Source organism: Pontiella agarivorans, from assembly GCF_034531395.1.
In the GTDB taxonomy this organism is placed as follows: Bacteria; Verrucomicrobiota; Kiritimatiellia; order Kiritimatiellales; family Pontiellaceae; genus Pontiella; species Pontiella agarivorans.
Genome location: NZ_JARVCO010000012.1, coordinates 326,853 through 348,873 on the forward strand (window position 1 = coordinate 326,853; position 22,021 = coordinate 348,873).

Here is a 22,021-nt window from a genome sequence, read left to right on the forward strand (position 1 = left end):
AAATTAGATTTGAGTATGCAAGGTTCAATTGATAAATGTTCTGATAGTTGTGCGCATTAGAAGTGGCCGGCTGAATATACAAGGAGATTGATGATGAGTTTTTCGAGAAGAACAACATTGGTCGCGGGGGCTGCGGTTTCCGGCTGGGCCATGATTCCGGGCCGGGCGCTTGGCGCAAATAATCAGGTGAATCTTGCGGCGATCGGGATTGGTCAGCAGGGTGGAAATATTCTGCGTGCAATTGGAGGGCAGCCGGGTGTGAATGTGGTTGCGCTGTGCGATGTGGATATCGACAGCGATTCTCCGGTGGTTCCGAAAGATGTGAACCCGAAATATTCGGTTCGCGGCTGGATGAATCCGAATGCCACGCCGGCCGCCAATGCGGCAAAGTTTCCGAAGGCGAAAAAATATCGCGATTTCCGGAAGATGTTTGACGAAATGGGGGATCAGATCGATGCGGTCTGTATCGGCCTGCCAGACCATTCCCACTTCCCGGCCACAATGGCGGCGATGATGATGGGTAAACCGGTTTATGTGGAAAAACCGCTGGCGCGCACGTTTCAGGAGTGTGAACTGCTGATGCAGGCGGAACAGAAATACAAGGTGCCGACGCAGATGGGCAACCAAGGGCATTCCGGCGATAATTATCATCAGTTCAAACTTTGGACCGAGATGGGAATCATTAAAAATGTCCGCCATGTTGATGCCCAGATGAACGGGATCCGGCGCTGGCATACGTGGGGCAATGTGACCGGCTATCCGGGCGGTGAAAAAATGCCTGCCGGCGTCAACTGGAATGTCTGGAGAGGCACTACGCCCAAACCGGTGGATTTCAGCGATAAGCTTCATTATGGAAACTGGCGCGGCTGGCACCAGTTCGGCACGGGCTGTTTCGGCGACTGGGGCGCACACATTCTTGATACGATTCACGAATTTCTGGATTTGGGCCTGCCGGAAAAAATTTCCGCGACGCATCTGGTGGGCAGAAATGATTATATCTTCCCGCTGGAATCGACCATTAATTTCCAGTTCCCGGAACGCGGACCGGGCCTGCCGGCCATGGACATCGATTGGCGCGACGGCGTGGGCAATCGGTCTCTGATGCCGAAAGAGCTGGGCGGAGACGAGGGCAAGGAACTCTGGGGGAACGGAAAGATCATCTATTCCGACGATCTCACATTTAAAGGTTCAACCCATGGGCGTCCGCTTCAAATTGTTCCGCTGGATAAATTCAAGGATATGCTGCGGTCCGGTCAGGTTTCCAAGGATTACGGCAAGCATTCGACGCATCATGCCAATTTCATTCATGCGGTACGCGGTGATGAAAAGACGCGTTCGCCGTTTTCAGTGGCAGGACCGCTCTGCCAGATGTTTGCGCTCGGCTGTATTGCCCAGCGCCTGGGAGGGGAATACACGTTCGATCGAAAGACGAAGCAGATCACCAACGATAAACGGGCAAACAGCCTGCTGCAGGACGAGGTCCGCAAAGGTTGGGAGCAGTATTATAAAATCTAGGAAAATGATGATGAAGCTTTCACGTAGAACGACATTGGGGGCCGGCGCGGCTGCAGCCGGCTGGGCCATGATTCCGGGCCGGGTGCTCGGCGCAAATGAAAAAGTTAATTTTGCCGCGATCGGACTGGGGCAGCAGGGCGGGGGGATTACCGGTGCGTTCGCCGGAAATCCATACGTCAATCTGATTGCTATCTGCGATGTGGATATCGACAGTTCCTCGCCGGTGAAAGAGGACTCCAAAGGACAGCTGGGCTGGGGCAAAGCGACCATCACTCCGGCCCACAATGCCGCAAAATATCCGAAGGCGAAAAAATACCGCGATTTCCGGAAGATGTTCGATGAAATGGGGGATCAGATCGATGCGGTCTGTATCGGGGTGCCCGACCACTCCCATTTTCCGATTGCGATGCATGCGATGTCACTGGGCATTGCGGTTTATGTGGAAAAACCGCTGGCGCGCACTTTCCAGGAATGTGATCTCCTCATGAAGGCCGAAAAAAAATATGATGCGATCTGCCAGATGGGGAACCAGGGCCATTCCGGCGATAACTATTTCCAATTCAAAGCGTGGCGTGAAGCGGGGATTATCAAGGATGTTACGCATGTGGATGCCTATATGAACAATTGGCGGCGCTGGCATCCGTGGGGCGATGTGACCGGTTACCCGACCGGGCAGAACGTGCCGGCCACGTTGAATTGGAAGGTTTGGCAGGGCACCACGCCCATGAGCGTTGATTTCAGCGATAAGCTGCACTATGGAAACTGGCGTGGCTGGCATCAGTTCGGCACGGGCTGTTTCGGTGACTGGGGTGCGCATATCCTCGATACCATTCATCAGTTCCTCGAACTTGGACTGCCCGAAAAGTTCGGCACAAAAATGATCGAAGGCCGTAACGATTATATTTTCCCGATGAAGTCGGTTATTAATTTCCAGTTCCCGGAACGCGGCCTCGGACTTCCGGCGATGGATATCGATTGGTATGACGGACAGAAAAACTGGTGCCCGAAGCCGAAGGAAATGGGCGATCGCAACCCCGGCGGGCCAGGAAAATTCATCTATTCCAAAGAGCTCGTTTTTCATGGCAACAGTCATCATCGTCCGTTGCAGGTGATTCCATACGATAAGTTTAAACAGATGTTGGTCGATGGAGTTGTTACCAAGGATTACGGGAAGCATTCCAACCACTATCAGAATTTCATCAATGCGGTGCGTGGTGAAGAGCAGACCCGTTCCCCGTTTTCGGTGGCTGGACCGCTCTGTCAGATGTTTGCGCTCGGCTGTATTGCTCAGCGGCTGGGCGGCGAGTTTGAGTTTGACCGCAAAACGCAGCAGATTACCAACAGTAAAAAGGCCAATGCTCTGCTGAAGGATGATGTACGCAAGGGCTGGGAACAGTATTATAACGTGTAAGCAGGATCGGCATTTTTCAAAAGGAGAGGTGCCCGTTTAACAGGAGAAAAAATATGAACTTAAACCGACGGAATGCTTTATTTGCCAGCGGCGCTGCGGCTTCGCTATCCATGATTCCGGGCCGGGTGCTTGGGGCCAATGAAAAAGTCGATGTGGCCTGGATCGGCGTAGGCGGGCGCGGTCCGCGCATTATCAGCAATTTCGAGCGTTCAGGCATTCTGAATGTCGTAGCCCTTTGCGATGTGCATGTGGATAACAAGAACATGCAGGCCATGAAGGCCAAATATCCCAATGCCAAGGTCTATCAGGATTGGCGGAAACTGTTTGATGAAATGTCCAATCAGTTTGATGCCGTCATTAATCTGACGCCGGACCATCAGCATTTTCCGATTTCGATGGTTTCGATGGCCCATGGAAAGCCGGTCTATACCGAGAAACCGCTGGCCCGCACTTTCCAGGAAATTGACCTGCTGATGGCGGCTGAAAAGAAATACGGGGTTCCGACGCAGATGGGAAACCAGGGCCATTCCGGCGATAACTATTTTCAGTTCAAAGCCTGGAAAGAGGCCGGCATCATCAAAGATGTCACGCATGTGGATGCCTACATGAACAAATGGCGCCGCTGGCATCCGTGGGGCGATCTGCAGGCTTATCCGACCGGTGCGAAAAAGCCGGCCGGACTCGATTGGGATATTTGGCTGGGCGTCACGCCGACTCCGAATGTTTACGATCCGAAATTCCATCCCGGCAACTGGCGCGGATGGTATCAGTACGGTACCGGCTGTTTCGGGGACTGGGGCGCTCATATTCTGGACACGATCCACCGCTTCCTTGAGCTGGGCATGCCGGAGAAAATTTCGGCCACAAAATGGGTTCAGCCCAATGATCTGATTTTTCCGTTGGCGACGACCATCAATTTTGCCTTTCCGGCACGTGGTGACATGCCGGCGATGGATATCGACTGGTACGACGGGCAGGAAAATCTTCCGCCGATTCCGAAAGAATTTGCCGGTCGCGAGCTGAAGAAGGATAAACCGGGCAAGTTTATTTATTCAAAGGACTATGTGTTCCAAGGGGACAGCCACGGTTCCACACTTCAGATTCTGCCTTACGAAAAATACCGTGAACTGCTGAAAGCCGGCAATGTGCCGAAAAATTTCGGCAAGAATTCCGACCACTATACCAACTTCCTGTTGGCCTGTAAGGGCGAAGAGGAAACCCGTTCGCCGTTCTCCGTTTCGGGGCCGCTTTCGCAGGTGTTGGTGCTCGGTTGTCTGGCACAGCGGCTTGGTGGTGAGTTGCACTTTGACCGCGAAACCCGCCGGATTACCAATAATAAACTGGCCGACAGTCTGCTGAAAGACGAGGTCCGCAAGGGCTGGGAGCAGTATTATAAGCTGTAAAACATAGATGAAGCGTTATGCTTCATTATGAAAAAAGCCCTTTCCAAGGTTTGGAAAAGGGCTTTTTTCTTTGCGGGATAATGGAGTCGGATGGTTGGCTTATTTGACTCCATCGGCCATGGCCTGTGCCTTCATGGAAAGCTCCGCCGCTTTGAAGGCATGGTCCTGTGTCATCGCGTTCTCGGTGCGATGGATGCAGTCGAGAATCAGGTCGCCGAAAAACGGGAAGCCGGTATTTTCCAGACATTGGATTTCCTGCTCTTCTTTCCCATTAACCAGAAAAATTTTGCTCGCCGGCGCTTCGCGGGCAACATCCATATATTTCCGGACTTCGAGTGTGCCCTCTGTTCCGACCACAAAGGTTCGGCCGTCGCCCCAGACCGGAGAACCATCCGGCGTGAACCAGTCGATCCGGCAGTAGAACGAGGCCCCGTTATCCGCCGTCAGCGACGCTTCACCAAAATCATCCAGACCCGGTTTGTCGGGATTGTTGAAGTTTTCCACGCGCGCAAAATTGATCGTGGCATCTGCGGCTTTGGTGTAATGCAGAAACTGCTCAAACTGGTGAGAACCGATATCGGTTAAAATACCGCCGTATTTATCCTTCTCGAAAAACCAGTCCGGCCGGATGGATTTGCTCAGCCGGTGGGGGGCAAGATTGATCACCTGCAGCACGGTTCCCACAGCCCCTTCATCGATCAGTTTCCCGGCCGCCATACCGCCTTCATTGTGTAGCCGTTCGGAATAGTAGACCATGTATTTCCTGTCGGTTTGTCTGACCAGTTCCCGGGCACGTTTCAGTTGATCAAGTGTGGTGAAGGGGGATTTGTCGGTAAAATAATCCTTCCCGGCTTCCATGGCCTGGAAACCGATGCCCGCCCGTTCCGATGGAACCGCCGCGGAACAGACCAGTTTCACTTCCGGATCATTCAGAATCTGTTCATAAGATTCCGCCGCTCTGGCCTCCGGATTTTTTTCAAGGAAATCGGTGAGTCGTTTCGGGTCGGGATCGTAAGCCCATTTCAGGGTGGCTCCGGCATCGCGCAAACCATTGGTCTGTCCGTGAATATGGCCGTGATCAAGGAAGGCCGATGCAAAAACAAATTCGCCCGGGGCAACGACTTTTTCGGTTTCGGCCGTGGGGGCATAATCCGCCCCGCTGGCAATCTGGTGTTTACTCATGCTGTTTCCTGAATGCTGTTTTTTTATAAGTGCACACCTGCGCAGGTGTGCGCTTCGGTTATCGATAGGATTTTGACATATCCACTTTGGCGGCGGTTTTTATGATTTTGCGGGGTTGGGATTCCGCTATTTTTTGGTTAATCACCTGTTCGTAGGCTGCGCTGTCGAGCGGCAGGCAGACTTCATCGTTGATCCAGGTGGAGTAAATCATAGCACCGGCCAGTTCAAGCGAGTTAAGTCCTTCAACCGCCGGGGCAATCAGTTTTGCCTCTCCGCTGGCGGCTTTTACAACGTTGTTTAAAATCGCGGCGTGCTGATTTACCTCTTCCAAAGGTTGGAAAATTTCCTCGGTGGTTTCGGGGGTGCCGAACATTTCATCCGTATTTTTACTGAAGGTGGAAACCGATTCGCTGGTGCGAATGAGTTTCACCTCATTACCGTCCGTGATAATGGTGCCGCGATCTCCGACAATTTCGAGGCGGTTGCTGCCCGGACATTCGCCGGTGCTGGCGGAAAACTGACCGGTTGCGCCGTTGGCGAATTCGAAATAGGCGTTCACTTCGTCTTCCACTTCAATATCGTGATATTTACCGAAAGAGCACTGCGCACGGACTTTTACGGGCATGCCGACCAGCCATTGCAGGACGTCAATGTTGTGCGGGCACTGATTCATCAAAACGCCGCCGCCTTCACCTTTCCAGGTGGCGCGCCAGGGACTGGAAGCGTAGTAGATTTCGGGCCGGAACCAATTGGTCATGGTCCATGAGATACGCTGCAATTCACCGAGTTCCCCTTCATCGATCCATTGTTTGATCCGGACATAGCAGGGGTGGGTGCGCTGGTTCATCATCAGCGATGCAATCTGATCTTCGCGCTGAACGGCGGCCAGAATACGCTCTCCTTCGGCCTTATGGCAGGCCAGCGGTTTTTCCATAACCAGGTGCAGCCCGGCTTCCAGTGCCTGAATGCCGATAGGGGCGTGCAGGTGTGTCGGAAGCGCAATAATCACCGCTTCGCACAGTCCCGATTCAATGAGTTCCGAAGCATCGCCGAAACAGGCAATACCCTGTTTCTTGAAGTCGTCGGTTGTATCAATCGGCTGGTTGGCCACAGCCGCCAATTCGGCACCCTCTACTAAACCGTCCTGAATATTTTTTGCGTGAACCCGGCCGATGTTGCCGAGACCGATAATACCAAATTTCATAGCAAATCCTTAATTTGTCATGAAAGGTAACAAACGGCGCGGGCCGGTGTCAACTGCTCGTGGATTGATTCGCCCTGCGTCCGGTCGAGCGCGAATGTGCTCGACGGATGCAGACGGGGGAGGGATGAGGTCGGGTCCTTTGGAGGAGAACAAGCCCGTAAAAAGGGGAATCAGAGGAGGGCGTTGAGCAGGTTATTCATGGCCGTATTGACGCTTTCGATGTTTGATCGGCCGTTTTTTATTTCGGCGGGATTCTGAATATAGGGCGCATCGACGAGTTCATTTCCGCATTCCTGAATCAGTGTGTCGATTCCGTATTCGGTGATTTCCATGTGGAACTGGAGGGCGACCGCATGATGGTTATAAATGAAGCCCTGATTAATCCCGGGCTCGCTGGTTGCGAGGGGAAGAGCGCCGTCGGGAATATCGAAAGTATCGCCGTGCCAGTGAAAAACGGTGATCTGTTCAGGGATCAGATCCGGGGCTTCGGGTGAGCGGGTGACGGGGAACCAGCCGATTTCCTTTTGAGGGCCGGGATAGACGTCGGCACCGAGCACATCGGCCATCAACTGGGCACCGAGGCAGATGCCGATGACGGTCTTTTCTTCATCCAGCGCGGTTTCGATAAATTCTTTTTCGTCGGTAAGCCAGGGATAATCATTATAATCAAAAATCCCCATGGGACCGCCCATAACGACCAACCAGTCGAAGTCGTCCACATCGGGAAATTCATCATCTTCATCGTAAAGCCGCGTGCAGGTGATGTTGAATCCCTGATCTTCCGCCCAGTCTTCGATATAACCCAGGCCTTCGAAGGGAACATGCTGAAGCCAGTGCAGTTTTTTCATTCTACTCCCTACTCCTTTGTTTTTTTCAAAAGGATAGTACGCATATCAGGATGGGCCAGCTTTTTCATGGCCTGGATTATGTCAGGAAAATCCTTGGCCGGAATGAGGGTCGGTTTGAGGTCGGCCATCTGCACCATGCGGATCGTGTGGTTCTTTTCTGAATATTCCACAGCCATTTCAACGAGTCCGGCGCCCTGCGGGGCCTGCCAGGAAAAGGCGCGTGGCTGGATGACCGGTTCGTAGCCCTCCGGAAGGGCAATCGTGTATTCCACAATGCTGTCGATGTAGTTATTCCAGGCCAGCGGCAACGTGCGCTCGTTGGAACGGTAGGAGAGCAGGCCGCCGAGTCCGCCCGGAACACTGAAGTACAGGTATTCACCGTCGGCGACGGCATAGCGCTCGGCCGAAACGGTGTATTCCAGTTTTCCGGGATAGGATGCATAATCCGTGATCAGTTCTGATGCTGCTTTGGCAGACTGGGATACGCTGTTCACCAGTTCGAGATAATGACGCCGGCGTTTTTCCGGCGTAATTTCCGCATAGCCGCGGTGAAAATTTTCGAAGGCGGTCCCCTGTTGAATAGACGTTTGTTTAATTTCGGCTTTTCCATCCGCAGTGATGGTGATGTCATAGATCTGATGCCCGCGGTCTTCCTTTTCACCATCGACTTTGATAGTGCCGGTGGTGCCATGTTGGAGATCCAGATAAGCACGGTGGTCGTACGGTGTTGTGCCGAGTTCGGCATATTGTGATTCGCCGCCCATGAATGCCGTTTCTCCGTCAATCTCCACTTTGATCATGACTTTGCTGAAGGCGCGGCGTGACGGAACTGCAAGCTGGAGATCTGCTGCTTCGGGAATCAGGGAAACGCTTCCGGACAGAATAAATTCCGGATTGAATCCCGAGGCTTTAAACAAAGTGAACAGCAGGATCATGCGGTCGGCATTGTTGCCATAACGATCGGTCAGGGTGGTGTCGGCTGCACTGAGTGCGGAAAGAGGAAGGCGCGTCAGCGACGGGCCTGCCTGCCGTATATTTTCGGCCAGCCAGTTGCGCAGGGCCACGGCTTTTTGGGTTTCGCTTTTCAACGATCCCGTGAGTTTTTCGGCCAGTGCGACTGCATTGGTCTGGTTGCGGGTATGGCTGAGCAGGGCTTCGCGGATGATGGTGCTGTAGCCTTTCCAGTCGCTGGAAGCGATGGCGACGACGGGATTGAAGGTGGACCATGGGGGCAGGGCCTCTTCTTTTTCAACCGCCGGCTGGTTTGCCGCACGCCAGACATAGGAAACCGTTCCTTTGCTTTCGGTGCGGTTTTCTTCGATGCCGGTGTTGCGGATTTTAAGATCAAGGTCCGCCGGGGCATTCAGCGTCAGCGTTTTTCGGTCGATCGGCTCGTGGGCATTGAATGCCTGCAACGTGGAGAAAAACGGTTTTCCGTTCACGGTGGAAACAAATTCATAGTCCAGCACGCTGCCGACTTCTACACCGGGCAGGTTGGCGACCAGGAGTTTTTCGGCGGGATAGCGCGGGGCCGCCGAGACCCAGCCTGCATCCATGATGTTGAGTTCGTCTTCGTTCAGCACTTTCACGGAACCGTCAGGCAATGTGACTTCCGCTTTGGTCAGTTCGATGTGCTGCCAGGCGGGGTTGTAGGCCAGTTTGATTTCCGAGTTCGATTTTTTTCCGGCATAGGTGAGAATTTCAATGCGGGAACGCTGGGTCTCTTTCCAGACACTGGAAGATTCGAGGTCGATGGTGGTTTCGCGCGACAGGATACGGATGTCGGGCTCGGTGGAATTTCCGGGAGCTGGGACATCAAGAATCAGTTTTTTACGGAGATTGTATTCGATGGCTTTCAGGTTGTCCTTCAGCGCAAGATATTGTTTCGGCGCAAATTCAACCGCATTCAGCAGAAACGTGTTGGTGGCCGTCAACATTCCCGGTTGCTGGGTGACCTTCATCTTCCAGGTCAGTTCGTCACTGTCGATGATCTGGTAATCAGGAATGTTCAGCGTGCCGATATCGTCCGGGATACTGAGGTCGAGAGTTTCCCGGATGCCGGCGGTCATACGGGTGTAAAGCGGGTATTTGCGCTTTTCGAGGCCGGTCTGGCCGATCAGAAAATTGGCATAGCCCAGCGAACTTCCAAGCCTTGGAAGGTTCAGCAGTTTTTTGGTTTCGCCTTCGACGAGAAGATTATCGGCGGAATAACGGAGTTTTATGGTTAGTGGCTGCGTGGTGTCGCGCAGCTCAACCGGAAGAATTTCCAGAGACTGGAGCTCGGCCGTCGGCATGGATCGTTTAATGTGGCCTTCGAAAAAGCGCCGGCGTTCTTCCGGTTTGATTTTTGAGAAATAGCCGCGGTAGGCGGTGTCGTTGATGCCTTCAAAAACCATTGTGCTTTCGGCTTCGAGGTTGCCGGCTTTGTCGAGCGTTCCGGCAGAGCTGATGGTCAGCAGATTATCATCGGCCGGAATGATCGGTGACGTGCGCAGTGTATCGCCTTCGGGACGGGCTACGATATAGCTCATATTCTGCAGATAGGTCGGGAAAATATCTTTTGTATTTTCGTCGGTGGAATCCATCAGAATATAGTTTCCGTCATCATCGAGTGCGGCGGTGACGGCATGGTTGAAAAAGGGCTGCGGCACTTCTTCATCTTTTTTCGGGCCGGCCATGATGATGACCGGAAAAGCCTCTACGTCCACATCGCGGAGCATGGCGGCAAGGAGGGCGGCTTTATCGCGGCAGACGCCGTAGCGATTGGAAAAGGTCATGCTGACGTCGTGCGGTTCATAGCCCGGGGCTTCGTCCTCGGTGGTGATGCCCATGTAGCGGATATCCTGAGAGACAAAGTTGAAAACGGCGTTGATTTTTTCCTGTGTTGTTTCGGCGCCTTCGACGAGCTCCTCGGCTTTCGCCTTCATTTCCGGAGTGGTCTGCAGCCGGGGGAGGCAGAGTTCCCAGTACCATCTGGACAGATCTTCCCAGCTTTCCATGGTGCTCACCAGCAGGCGCTGGACGACCGTGTAGCGCGTCGGCATATCCGGCTCGTCGAACATGCGCGGAACATCCTTCACTTTCCACGTGTAGACAATTTTTCCGCTCTGCTCGCTCTTCTGTTCGGAAAATTCGACGGTGCCGGGAATTTCATCCTTCAGTGCAATTTTTACGAGCGGGCGTTCTTTGGGCGCAATGATGCGATAGGTCATTCGTTCATAGGGCGTGGCGCCTTCGAAGGTCTGATAGTCGCTGAAGGAGTCGGGTACTACGGTTTTATGGCGCTGGCGGCGGATGACATAGCGCAGGGTATCACCGATTTCGAGGCCGGGGATGGAGAGGGTCATCTGTTTGGAATTCGGATTGTAAATGTTGGCATTCATCTGCCCGGGATCGGTCATCACCTTACTGTTGGCTTCGGGGTCGATTTCGACGATCGATCCGTCGGGTTTGAGCAGTTGGACCCGGGTGAAATAGTTTGTTCCGTAGGCAACATCGAAGCCCAGCGTCATGGTGCGATTGTTACGCTTGCCTCTTTCGGTGAGTATTTTTACAGCGGTGTCGTCCCAGGAATCGGAGGTTCCGTCGGTCTGATATTCGATTTCAATTACATCATCAACGAGTACTTCATCGGAATCGGGATATTTTTCGACGGTGACGGCTTCGGCCTGTTTTCTGATCGTATCCAGATTCAGAAATTCTTTGGCTGAAAGGGGCAGGGTGAACAGAAAAACAGTGAAAACCGTAAAGCCGGCGCGCAACAAACTCTTCATACAAATCTCCAGAATAAAAGCTCAGGAAACCGTACCTTTCGGTAACGGCTCCCGCAAACTCTTTCTATGGACCCGATGCGTGCGGTTAAGTTGAATCCGCTACAGATCTTTTTTTGAATACTCAATGGTATTGATCATGGTGCGCTGTTCGATTTCTTCAAAATCCTGCCGGATTTTCTTTTTGCCGGTTCTGTGATTTTTGCGGATCACAGCGCGGTCATACCGCTCACCGGTGGCGATATAGGCTTCATAGACCAGCTCATCATTACCCACCTCGATCACCTGGAAAAACTGCGAGTTTTCGCCGCGGCGAACCGGCTCGTAGTGTTCCGGTTCATACTGTTTTAAAAACTCTTTTTGGGTCGGATATTGCTTGGGACCGCTGACGGAGACCACGTAGAGCGTTTTGAAGTCATCTTCCGGTTGCCCGTTTTTTCCAAGGGTCGGAACCTGTCCGCGAAGATAGCTGTGGTCATGACCCTGCAGCACAAGGTCCACATTGTATTCGGCAAACAGATCGCGCCAGGCTTCGCGGTCTTCCGGTTTATAATTGCTCCGTCCGCCGGGGGCAAAAATCGGATGGTGGAAGGAGACGATTTTCCAGCGAGCACCGGGTTTCTTCAGCTCTTTTTCCAGAAAGCGGGTTTGCACTGCATTTTCGGCGCAGGAGTTCAGAATGATAAAACGCGCGCCCTGATAGTCGAACGAATAGACGGTTTCCTTCAGTGAATCCGGAAGAGATTCATCAGTCGGCAGGGTGAACTGGGGCTGCCACAGTGCAGACATGGTTTTATCGGCCCGGTTGGCACCGCCCACCGGATTGTATTCATGATTTCCAATCACAGGAACACCGGTCCACTGTGCATGCAGGTAGCTGCCGGCCTTGAACCAGCCAGCCCGTTCGGGGTCGGCATTGGCGTGGTTGATCAGATCTCCGGCATGCAGAGCAAACGCGGCGTCGGGAGCGGTTTGATGGGCCATACGGATGACCCGCGACCAACGGCTGAATACATCGTTCTGGGCATCCCCGAAATAAACAAAGCGGAAATCCTCTTCTTTGTCGGAAGCGGTTTTAAACTGAATCCATTCCGACCAGCGGTTTTTGCCGTCGCCCACGCGGTAGGCATAGAGGGACTCCGGTTCCAGATCCTGGAAAATAACGCTGTGATAATGGACGGGTTCCCGGTCTTTGCTGATGATCTGGCTCAGATCAACCGTTTCTGTTCTGGCTTTGATCCGCATGGCTTTATGGATAAAGCCCGGTTCTCCCAACGCCGGAGCAATTTCCGCAAAGGCCTGTTCGACAGATTGGTCGGTCCTCCACGTTACCGCTCGAGAGGTCGCTGGATCACCATGGAACGTAAGGAAAATACGGTCGGGATCCGGGCTCGGGATCTCCCAGTGCCGCATAGAATGTTCGCCGATGTGGGCTAAGGCTGAGCTGGTGAGCAGGGCGGCTAAAACAATTGATCTTTTCATAATCAATGTCCTTGTATTGGGTTTGATTGAACTTTAGCCGCGAAATGTTGGGTTTATGTGAGCCGTGTTTAAATAATGCCTTCCCGTCCGAGTTCCCTGAAGATGCGCTCGACTTCGGCGTGGGCGACTTCGATAAATTCTTCAAAATCGGCGGTGTTCTGTCCGGTAGGGTCGGGGATGTCCCGGATGTCAGAGGGATCTTCGTGCCAGAGATATTCCATCATTCGGAAGATTTTATCGCCGAATTTCGGAAAACGTTCAAGCAGCTCCTCTTTTTGCCACTGCTCCATCACGAGAATAACATCCGCTTCTTTCACCAGTTTTTTGGTGAACGGGTCGGAGTGGTGTGTTTTCAGGCTGAAGCCGTTGACCCGGGCAACGTGTTTGACCACCGAGTTGGCCGAGCTGCCGCGCCGGGCACGTACGCCGGCGGACTTGATGCGGATCCTTTTTCGGGCATATGGATAATGATCCTTCAAATACTGCTCCATATAGCCATGCAAATAGGCACTCCGGGTGATGTTGGCTTTGCAGGCCACGACAATTGTAAATTTCTTCTCAAAAAATCCCATGGGAGGAAGATAGATGGAATGGAGACAAGGTGCAATCCGAGTTTCAGCAGCAGTCCGTGGTTTGATATGCGGATTTCATACATTGCAATGTATGAAAAATATAAAATTCATTTCTTTATAAACGTTCCGCTGTTTCATACATTGCAATGTGTGAATAATATGGAGGAAATAATGACTGATTTACATCCATCGCTGTGGCGAACATGCCGGGTTCTGGCGAACGAAAATCGGCTGCATTTGCTGTGGAAGCTTTTTCAGGAGGGGGAATCGAGTGTGTCCCGGCTGGGCGAGGCGGTCGGGTTGACTGAACCGGTGGCGAGTTCCTATCTGCGCGCATTGAATGCCCGGGGGCTGATTCTTCCGCGCCGGCAGAAGAATTTTGTGTTGTATCGGCCGTTAGCCAATCCGGAGGTTGCGGGGGCTGATCGGCTGTTGGAAGCTTTGCGGGGAGCATATGATGCCTTTATGCCGGTTCCTGCTGTGATACGGTCCGTGACGGCGTTTACGCATGAGCGTAGAATTGAGATCGTACGGGCGCTTTCCGGAGGTGAGCTGGCGGAGCTGCAGCTGTCGATGAAAACGGGAATTTCGCCGCAGGCGCTTTATCGGCATCTCAGAAAACTTGAAGCCCGTAATTTCGTGGAGCGTGGCGGCGAGAAGCTGCATTTGTCGGAGCCGGATGAGGGGTTAAGCAAAGAGCTGTTGGCGCTGGCGGTTAGTTTATAGTTTTTCTGGTGGTGAAAACGCAGGGCTCGGGTATTCTCAAATGGTGATTTATGAAGGCGACGTTTAAAGTTCTGGGACTGATATTCGGACTGGGAGCGGTGATTTTAATCATCATTCATCTGGTGATGCTGTTTGGATTGACAAAAGCAATGCGCGAGGTGGTGCTGCCGAGGATCAAAGCTGAAACCGGTATTGATGCCGGGGTCGGTCGGCTGTCCATCAATGTAGCGAAAGGGATGCTGTATCTTGACGACGTCGAGGTGCGCAATCCCGAGGGATTTCTGTTGGAGAATCTGGCTTCGATTGAACGTATTAATGTGAATGTCGATGTCAAATCCATGTTGCTGCAGAAGCCGCTCGTGGTGAAATATGTCGAGGTTGAAAATGCCGTCGTTAATGTGATCCGTAATGAAGACGGCGAGATCAATCTCAACAAATTAAAAGAGGGGCTGACGGCATCGTCCGCTGATCCGGCAGCCTCCACGGATTTTCCTGAGTCCGGAAAACGACCGGTTGAAAAGGAGCCGCAATCCGGGCAGGAGTCTGTTCCGCCAAAACCGAAGAAGCCGCTGCCCGAGCTGCTGTTTGAGCGCATTGTTTGCGATGCAGAAGTGCGCTATCTCGATTTTGATCTGGATCAGCTGGATATTGTGCTGGATCTCAATTTGAAAGCGGCAAATCTCTCAACTCTTTCGGATTCGGCCGCTCCGTGGGGGGGAGCGGTGATTGAAGGTGCCCTGGGCAATGATCACAACAGTTATGTCACCAAGCTGAATCTGAGGCTGGCACCTGTGCGGGATGTTGAGCAGCTGTCTTTTGATCTGTTCGGCAAAATCATGGAAATTGATCCGCGCTCACTGGAATCGCTCTGGAAGCGGGCCGGTATTCGGCCGGAGCCTTTTTCCATTGAGCCGCTTCTTCAGGTGCGTGAACATCGTTTTGTGGATTCCACGATCAGAATGGCCATGCAGGAAATTGAACTGGAGGATAAATTATCGCGTAAGCTCGGCGGTATGGCGACGGTGGAGTCGCTCGAGTTGTCGGTTCCAATTACGGGGACGCTCCGTAAACCGCGCGGTGATTTTCAGGGCGCCTTGATGTCGGCGATCAGTCAGAATGCGGGCTCGTTGCTTAATGCGTGGATTAAAGGGCAGGCGGAAAAGCACGGGGTGGACCCTGCTGACGTGCCGGCGAATGTTGATGCCGCCGTGGAGGCACTGGGCGAAGCCGTTCCGGAAATCGGCGAAAACGAAGCGGTAAAGAAGGTTTTAAAGGGGTTGGCAGGCGGAGAGCCTTCCGCTACAAACGCGCCTCCTCCGACTGTGTCGGATGCGATTGTTGACATGCTCGGCGAAGAGGTGAAAGAGATCGGCGAAGATGAAGCGCTCAAGCAGGAGCTCAAAAATCTGGGGAAATGGCTCTTCGGGGAATGATCGGAGCCGTAAAAACACGTAAATGAATTTAAACAGAACAGATCCGTTCTGCGGCAGAAAGCATAGAATTAAATGACCATAGCACTACTGACAATTACAGCCTATTTTTTCGGTGCAATCCCCTTCGGGTTGCTGGTGGCGAAATCGCGGGGCGTGGATATCCGGGAAAAGGGCAGCGGCAATATCGGTGCCACCAATGTTTTTCGGGTGGTTGGAAAAGGGTGGGGGGTGTTCACCTTCCTGCTTGATGCGCTGAAGGGATTCATTCCTTCTTTTGTGTTTCCAATGATTGGAAATCTTAACGGGGATTACGGCGTGCTGTTCGGCATGGTGGCCATTCTGGGGCACAGCTTTCCGGTTTATCTTAAATTCAAGGGCGGCAAGGGGGTCGCCACCAGTGCGGGGATGCTGCTCGGTGTGGCTCCGGCATCGGTGGGGATCGGCTTCCTGGTCTGGCTGATCTGTCTGCTGCTTTCGCGTATTGTATCGCTGGCCTCGATTCTGGCTGCTCTGACTGTCGGTATCAGCGTCTGGTTTATTAAAGACAGTCAAATTGTCTGTATTGCACTGAGTATTCTGGCCGTGCTGGTTATTTGGCTGCATCGGGCCAATATCAAACGACTGATGAATGGAACTGAAAACCGCTTTGGAAAGAAAAAGGAGACATCCGCATGAAAGTAACCGTAATTGGAGACGGAGGCTGGGGCACTGCACTGGCCATGGTATTGGATCGCAACGGACACGAGGTAACCGTTTGGGGACCCTTCGAAAGTTATGTGGATGAAATGCGGATTTTCAAGGAGAACGTAAATTATCTTCCCGGCGTGAAGCTGCCCGATTCCATCCACTGGACATCGTGTCATGAAAATGCCGTCGATGAAGCCGAACTGGTCGTGATCGTTGTGCCGTCGCGTTATTACAAAGACACGGTCGAGGCCTTTAAACCCTACCTTCCCGAAAGCGCCCTTGTTATCAGTGCCACCAAGGGGCTTGATGAAAAGACCTATGAACGCATGAGTGAAGTGGCTGAAAAAATTCTGGAGCGCGATGTTGCGGTGCTCTCCGGTCCGAGCCACGCCGAAGAGGTTGCACGCGGTGTGCCGTGTGCTGTGGCGATTGCGGCCAAAGACCATGCTGTGGCCGAACAGATTCAGGAACTGTTTGTCAACGATACCTTCCGCGTCTACACCCTCGATGATGTCATCGGTGTCGAGTTGGGCGGCGCACTGAAAAACGTGGTTGCTGTGGCGGCCGGGATTTCCGATGGGCTGGGCTTCGGCGATAATACCAAGGCGGCCCTGATGACCCGCGGAATTGCGGAAATTACGCGGCTCGGAACCGCACTCGGCGCCAAACCCGAAACATTTATGGGCCTCAGCGGTATCGGCGATCTGATGGTCACCTGCATGAGTCAGCATTCGCGCAACCGCGGGGTGGGTGAGCGTCTTGGTAAAGGCGAAACACTCGAGGATATTATGGGCTCCATGAAAATGGTGGCTGAAGGTGTCTGGAACTGTCAGGCCGCAGCCGAGCTGGCGGCTGAAAAGAATGTTCCGGTTCCGATTACCGATCAGGTCAACGCGGTTGTTCATGAAGGCAGGGATCCCCGCGAAGCGGTTGTTGCTCTCATGGGCCGTGCCCCTAAAGCCGAAAGCGAATAGATTTTCGCCCTTACCCCGTATTTTACGGGAATCTGATTTTAAAGAAAAACCCCGCCATCGTTACCGATGGCGGGGTTTAATATGGTGATCCGGCTGGGGCTCGAACCCAGGACCCTTTGATTAAAAGTCAAATGCTCTACCGACTGAGCTACCGGACCAAAAATTTTTTCTTTTCACGAACCGTTTGTGAGGTCTTTCCCGTGAAAGGAGCGCATGTTTTACAGAACCCCCCCTGATGACGCAAGCGATTATTTTTATTTTCTTTTGTTTCGCAAAAATACTCACTTCTCCTATGCTCAGTTTATGCCTCGGCAATTACAACCCAAGGGGAGTGGAATGAACGTTGTTGGACTTATTTTAGGGGGCGGAGCCGGTTCCCGTTTGCAGCCGCTAACCGCTGAACGAGCAAAGCCGGCGGTGCCGATTGCCGGGAAATACCGGCTGGTCGATATTCCGATCAGTAATTGTATCAATAGCGGTATCCGGAATATTTTCCTGCTTACTCAGTTTAACAGTGTTTCGCTGCATCAACATATTGGGAATACCTATCGGTTTGATCAGTTCAGCGGCGGGCATGTCCGGATTCTCGCCGCCGAGCAGACGCCGGATTCCGCTGGCTGGTTTCAGGGTACGGCCGATGCTGTGCGGCGTTCCATGCGGTATTTCCGGGATGAAGATCCGGATCTTGTGGTAATTCTTTCGGGGGATCAGCTCTATCGGATGGATCTGGAGGAAATGATTAACGAGCATCTTGAAAGAGGGGCGGATCTGACGATCAGTACCAAGCCCGTTGCCCGGGAAGAGGCCGGAGCTCTGGGTATTATGAAAACCGACAAAAATGGTCGAATTGTCCGCTTTGCTGAGAAGCCGGGCGACTCAGGGCTGCTGGATGAGCTCAAGGCATTGCGTGACGATGAGACCTATCTGGCAAGTATGGGGATCTATGTCTTCAATATGGACGTGATGCGGGAGCTCCTTTGCAACTGCGATGATTCCGATTTCGGTAAACACATTATTCCCGGTGCGATTGATAACTTTAAAGTATACAGCTATATCTTCGAAGATTACTGGGAGGACATCGGAACCATTCGCTCCTTCTGGGCAGCCAATCTGGCGCTGACGGAGCCGTTGCCGCAGTTTTCGTTCTATGATATGAGCAAGGTGATCTACACCCGTATGCGGTATCTTCCGCCTTCCAAGATCAATCAGTGTAACCTCAGCCGCTGTCTGCTTTCTGACGGCTGTATTATTTCCGGCGAGCGGGTTGATCACTGTGTGGTCGGTTTGCGGGCGCTGGTGGGGGAAGGATCGGTTGTTGAAGATTCGATTCTTATGGGTGCTGATTTTTACGAGCACGGACTGGTGGATGATCCTTCCGGTATTCCCATTGGCATCGGGAAAAACTGCCGCGTTAAAAACGCGATTATCGATAAAAATGTCCGTATAGGGGACGGCGTAACCATCTCTCCCGAAGAGAAACCTGAAAATGAACGGACGGATCTTTACTGGATTCGCGATGGGATCATGGTGATTCCCAAGAATACCGTAATTCCGTCCGGTACCATATTGTAGACTTTCATATCCGGCTGGAGCGGATTGGTGGGAGGTGGTGCGGGCCGTAGAAAAACCGGAATAACGGACGGACTTCCGCTTCCAGACGTTGGGAAATCGGGGCTTGCGCCGGTTGGTGGGTTGAGGTACTTTTTTGAACTTTAAACGCACGGCAGCACATCGCCACCGCTGTAAATCTCAACCAGACGCTTACAGCCGGAACGACGATGCATGTGCATGGAAAAGTGAAAAGCCAACATAAAGGAAATAAATATGGGTTTATTCAACCTATTTAAGCCGGCCCGTACAGTGCTGGTTGTCGACGTCGTATCGCTTAACGAGGCCACGGGTCAGAAAGGCAAGATTCCGCCGCGTAATCAGTTGCAGATGCTGCGTCGCCTCGCACGTTTTGCTCAGCGCGAAAAGCTGGAAGTGATTGCTGTGTTGTGCGGTACGCCGCTCAACAAGGCCCCGGCAGGGAAAAATTTTGAAGGGATTGCTGTGGCTTACAGTGCTTCCATGGATGAGCATGCGAAATGTCTCGTCAAAACCGCTCAATCCAAAGGTGCTGGTGCTGTAATGATCTCCGGGAATGCCGCCGCGGAAAAGCTCGTCGGCAGTCAGGTGAAAAAGATGCGGGTGAGCACCTTCCGCAAAGCATTCGACACCGGAGGTGATGACGGGGGCAATGAGCGCAGCGAAGGTGGAAACAATAACCGTTCGCGAGGCAATCGTCCTCCGCGCCGCCGTCAGAAGAAAAACGGCGGAGGCGAAAACAATAATAACGGGAATAACAACAATAAGCCCAAAGCTGAACGCAAGCCGAAGGACAATATGTCCGAATCTGATGCCATCAATGAACTGATTGATCTGGTGGATTAAGGGCTGGTGACTGCGGTGCAGAACCGATTCATATTCTGCGATATCGACGGCACTTTGCTGTATGCGAAAGGGTCGGGTCGCCCCGCTTTCGGAGCGGCCTTTTTTGATGTGTACGGCGTTGAGATATCGGTGGATCATATTAATTTTGCCGGAGCGACCGATCTCGGAGTGCTGGCCCGGCTGGCCCGGGAAAACCGGCAGGAGCTGTCAGAAGAAAAAACGGCGCTTTTTTTTGAGCGCATGGCGGTTTATCTCGACGAAAATATGCGTAAGTGGCCGCCGATCGTTTTTCCGGGGGTCGGCCGTTTTCTCGAACGCGTTTCCAGCCATTGGAAACTCGGGCTTGTTTCCGGGAATATTCGCCGGACCGCCTATCTGAAGCTCAGGCACGGCGGACTGGAACACTATTTTTCCGATATCGGCGGATTTGGCGATGACAACAGTGATCGCAATCGCATGGCGGCACTGGCCCTTGAGCGTGCTGGTCAGCCGTCCGGTTCGTTTCTGCTGGGAGATACACCTTCGGATATCGAGGCGGCCCGGGTCAATGGAATGACCTCCGTTGCGGTTTGTAACGGTCAGTTTACCCGCGAAATGCTTGAAGGTGAGAATCCGGATATTATTGTCGACTCATTTGAGGATGCAGAACATCTTTTCCAGGCATTGGATGTATGAGTGTATTTGACGATCTGACACCTGATCGCATTCTTGAGGCTGTGGAGACCGGCATGGACTGCCGGTTGACCGGTCTGACCGCGCCGTTGCCGAGTTATATCAACCGGGTCTATGAACTGGAAACGGTTGGCGGGGAGAAGCTTATTGCCAAATTTTATCGCCCGGGGCGCTGGGAGCGCGCGGCGTTGCAGGATGAGCATGATTTTGTCCGCGATTGTGCTGCGGATGAAATTCCGGTGGTTGCTCCGCTGGAATTGGCGCAGGGTGGAACGATCGGTAGTTTTGATGAGATTCTTTATGCGGTTTTTCCGAAAAAATCGGGTCGTGAAATGGATCTGTGCGATAGCGAGGGCTGGGTGCGTCTTGGCCGTCTGGTAGGGCGGATTCATCAGGCGGGCTGGGAGCGGACTGCGAAGCATCGGCTGCAGATGCATCCGGAAACCACAACGCTTCCGGAGATCGGAATGCTGCTTGATGGCGGCTTTATGTCGCGGCATCAGGCGGACCGTTTTAAAGACGTTACCGCTCGCATTACAGAGATTGCTCTGCGGGAATTTGAAGGCATTGAGCTGCAGCGTATTCACGGGGATTGTCATCGCGCAAATATCCTTGAGCGGCCCGGCGAAGGGCTGATGGTAATTGATTTTGATGATATGGTTATGGGCCCGGCGGTGCAGGATATCTGGTTGCTGCTGCCCGGCCATGCGAATCAGACCCGCACTGAAATTAATCTGATTCTTGATGGTTATGAGCAGTTTATGGAATTTGACGACCGGCAGTTGAGGCTGATTGAAATTCTGCGGGCAATGCGTATTATTTACTTTCTTTCATGGTGCAGTACGCAGGTGGACGACTTTAAGTTCCAGGCTAACTTTCCGGACTGGGGAAGTGAAATGTTCTGGCAGCGGGAGATCGCCGATCTGGAGCATCAGTATCATGCTATTTTAAATGATGAACGCCTTAACGGCGGTATGGGAAACAGTGTATGAGTATCAGCAGAACAGTTAATATCACCTGTCCTTCCTGCGGGACAAAGCAGGATGTACGTCTCTACGATGTTATCAATGTGAATACCGATCCGGAGCTGAAGGATGCGTTGATGCAGAACATGCTCAATCGTATTCATTGCAAAGGATGTGATTTGAATTTCCGTGTGGATAAACCGCTCATGTATAATGATCCGAAACTGGGTATGCTGATTCATTGGGTACCGGAAACGGAGGAGATGGGGCGTGAGGAAATTCTCGATGAATTCGAAGAGTCGCTTGAGCGCATGCATCAGCAGATGCCGGAAGGGCAGGAGGCGCCCAATGTGCGTCTGGTGCTGACCCGCGTGGAGCTTGTGGAGCTGATCTTTATGCTGGAAAAGGGATTGAATCAGCGGGTGGTGGAATATGTTAAATACAGCATTTTTACCCGGAATCCGGAAAAGGCGGATCCTAAAACGCACCGTCTGTTACTGAATGTGGAGGATTCGACGGATGAGGAGTTCTGTTTTGTGCTTCAGAATACGAAAAGTCAGGAGCTTGGACAGATTCTGCGTTACGGCCGAGCGGCTTATGATTCCATGATTGAGCTCTATGAAGAGAACGACGGTGAATTTCTTGAGATGTTTCCCGGGCCGCTCATCAGCGCGCGTGAGCTACTGCTTGAAGATGCTGAGTTCGGGGAATAAGAGTAAAGCAATTTACAGATTTAAATGAAAA

Annotated in this window: 18 protein-coding genes and 1 tRNA gene; 12 read left to right on the forward strand and 7 right to left on the reverse strand. The window is 52.6% G+C overall.

Features of this window, described 5'->3' with window-relative positions; all coding sequences use genetic code 11:
• The first annotated feature begins 93 nt into the window (after positions 1-93).
• From P9H32_RS14470 to P9H32_RS14480, 3 genes are read left to right on the forward strand one after another with little or no spacing between them, the layout of a single operon-like run.
• Positions 94-1,515, forward strand: coding sequence for a Gfo/Idh/MocA family protein (locus P9H32_RS14470; protein ID WP_431311706.1), 1,422 nt, complete (start codon positions 94-96; stop codon positions 1,513-1,515).
• A gap of 10 nt (positions 1,516-1,525) precedes the next feature.
• Positions 1,526-2,926, forward strand: a complete 1,401-nt coding sequence (locus P9H32_RS14475) for a Gfo/Idh/MocA family protein (RefSeq protein WP_431311707.1) — start codon at positions 1,526-1,528, stop codon at positions 2,924-2,926.
• 53 nt (positions 2,927-2,979) lie between these two features.
• A complete protein-coding gene (locus P9H32_RS14480) occupies positions 2,980-4,329 on the forward strand; it encodes a Gfo/Idh/MocA family protein (RefSeq protein ID WP_322609625.1) in 1,350 nt (449 codons plus the stop codon).
• Positions 4,330-4,428: 99 nt separating this feature from the next.
• Here the strand turns inward: P9H32_RS14480 and P9H32_RS14485 are convergent, their stop codons facing one another.
• The 6 genes from P9H32_RS14485 to P9H32_RS14510 all read right to left on the reverse strand — a co-directional run bounded on the left by P9H32_RS14485 (position 4,429) and on the right by P9H32_RS14510 (position 13,387).
• The gene (locus P9H32_RS14485; RefSeq protein ID WP_322609626.1) at positions 4,429-5,511 is read right to left on the reverse strand and encodes a Gfo/Idh/MocA family protein; all 1,083 of its coding nucleotides are present in this window, start codon (positions 5,509-5,511) and stop codon (positions 4,429-4,431) included.
• 58 nt (positions 5,512-5,569) lie between these two features.
• Positions 5,570-6,715 (reverse strand): Gfo/Idh/MocA family protein, encoded by a 1,146-nt coding sequence (locus P9H32_RS14490; protein WP_322609627.1) that lies wholly within the window; start codon positions 6,713-6,715, stop codon positions 5,570-5,572.
• Positions 6,716-6,885: 170 nt separating this feature from the next.
• A complete protein-coding gene (locus P9H32_RS14495) occupies positions 6,886-7,563 on the reverse strand; it encodes a type 1 glutamine amidotransferase (RefSeq protein WP_322609628.1) in 678 nt (225 codons plus the stop codon).
• A gap of 8 nt (positions 7,564-7,571) precedes the next feature.
• Positions 7,572-11,336: a DUF3857 domain-containing protein gene (locus tag P9H32_RS14500; protein ID WP_322609629.1), complete on the reverse strand. Its 3,765-nt coding sequence runs from the start codon at positions 11,334-11,336 to the stop codon at positions 7,572-7,574.
• A 99-nt stretch (positions 11,337-11,435) separates the two neighbouring features.
• Entirely contained in the window at positions 11,436-12,815 is a 1,380-nt protein-coding gene (locus tag P9H32_RS14505; RefSeq protein ID WP_322609630.1) for a metallophosphoesterase family protein, read from the reverse strand.
• 68 nt (positions 12,816-12,883) lie between these two features.
• Positions 12,884-13,387, reverse strand: a complete 504-nt coding sequence (locus P9H32_RS14510) for an arsenate reductase/protein-tyrosine-phosphatase family protein (RefSeq protein WP_322609631.1) — start codon at positions 13,385-13,387, stop codon at positions 12,884-12,886.
• 171 nt (positions 13,388-13,558) lie between these two features.
• Between P9H32_RS14510 and P9H32_RS14515 the strand changes: the two genes are divergently transcribed.
• The 4 genes from P9H32_RS14515 to P9H32_RS14530 all read left to right on the forward strand — a co-directional run bounded on the left by P9H32_RS14515 (position 13,559) and on the right by P9H32_RS14530 (position 17,207).
• Positions 13,559-14,113: an ArsR family transcriptional regulator gene (locus tag P9H32_RS14515; protein ID WP_322609632.1), complete on the forward strand. Its 555-nt coding sequence runs from the start codon at positions 13,559-13,561 to the stop codon at positions 14,111-14,113.
• A gap of 50 nt (positions 14,114-14,163) precedes the next feature.
• Positions 14,164-15,546 (forward strand): AsmA family protein, encoded by a 1,383-nt coding sequence (locus P9H32_RS14520; RefSeq protein ID WP_322609633.1) that lies wholly within the window; start codon positions 14,164-14,166, stop codon positions 15,544-15,546.
• 72 nt (positions 15,547-15,618) lie between these two features.
• The gene (gene plsY / locus P9H32_RS14525; protein WP_322609634.1) at positions 15,619-16,221 is read left to right on the forward strand and encodes a glycerol-3-phosphate 1-O-acyltransferase PlsY; all 603 of its coding nucleotides are present in this window, start codon (positions 15,619-15,621) and stop codon (positions 16,219-16,221) included.
• Positions 16,218-17,207, forward strand: a complete 990-nt coding sequence (locus tag P9H32_RS14530) for an NAD(P)H-dependent glycerol-3-phosphate dehydrogenase (protein WP_322609635.1) — start codon at positions 16,218-16,220, stop codon at positions 17,205-17,207. Before plsY ends, P9H32_RS14530 begins: the two co-directional genes overlap by 4 nt.
• An 82-nt stretch (positions 17,208-17,289) precedes the next feature.
• On the opposite strand, the gene P9H32_RS14535 is transcribed toward P9H32_RS14530, so the two are convergent.
• Positions 17,290-17,365, reverse strand: a tRNA-Lys gene (locus tag P9H32_RS14535).
• Between the two features lie 178 nt (positions 17,366-17,543).
• Between P9H32_RS14535 and P9H32_RS14540 the strand changes: the two genes are divergently transcribed.
• The 5 genes from P9H32_RS14540 (at position 17,544) to P9H32_RS14560 (ending at position 21,990) form a co-directional block, all read left to right on the forward strand.
• Positions 17,544-18,779 (forward strand): glucose-1-phosphate adenylyltransferase, encoded by a 1,236-nt coding sequence (locus P9H32_RS14540; RefSeq protein WP_322609636.1) that lies wholly within the window; start codon positions 17,544-17,546, stop codon positions 18,777-18,779.
• Positions 18,780-19,031: 252 nt separating this feature from the next.
• A complete protein-coding gene (locus P9H32_RS14545) occupies positions 19,032-19,640 on the forward strand; it encodes a hypothetical protein (RefSeq protein ID WP_322609637.1) in 609 nt (202 codons plus the stop codon).
• A gap of 15 nt (positions 19,641-19,655) precedes the next feature.
• Complete coding sequence (locus P9H32_RS14550; RefSeq protein WP_322609638.1) at positions 19,656-20,315, forward strand: HAD family hydrolase; 660 nt, start codon at positions 19,656-19,658, stop codon at positions 20,313-20,315.
• Complete coding sequence (locus P9H32_RS14555; protein WP_322609639.1) at positions 20,312-21,304, forward strand: serine/threonine protein kinase; 993 nt, start codon at positions 20,312-20,314, stop codon at positions 21,302-21,304. Before P9H32_RS14550 ends, P9H32_RS14555 begins: the two co-directional genes overlap by 4 nt.
• Positions 21,301-21,990 carry a CpXC domain-containing protein gene (locus P9H32_RS14560; protein ID WP_322609640.1) on the forward strand — a complete coding sequence of 230 codons (690 nt, stop codon included), beginning with the start codon at positions 21,301-21,303 and terminating at the stop codon, positions 21,988-21,990. The genes P9H32_RS14555 and P9H32_RS14560 overlap by 4 nt, the downstream gene beginning before the upstream one ends.
• Positions 21,991-22,021 lie beyond the last annotated feature (31 nt).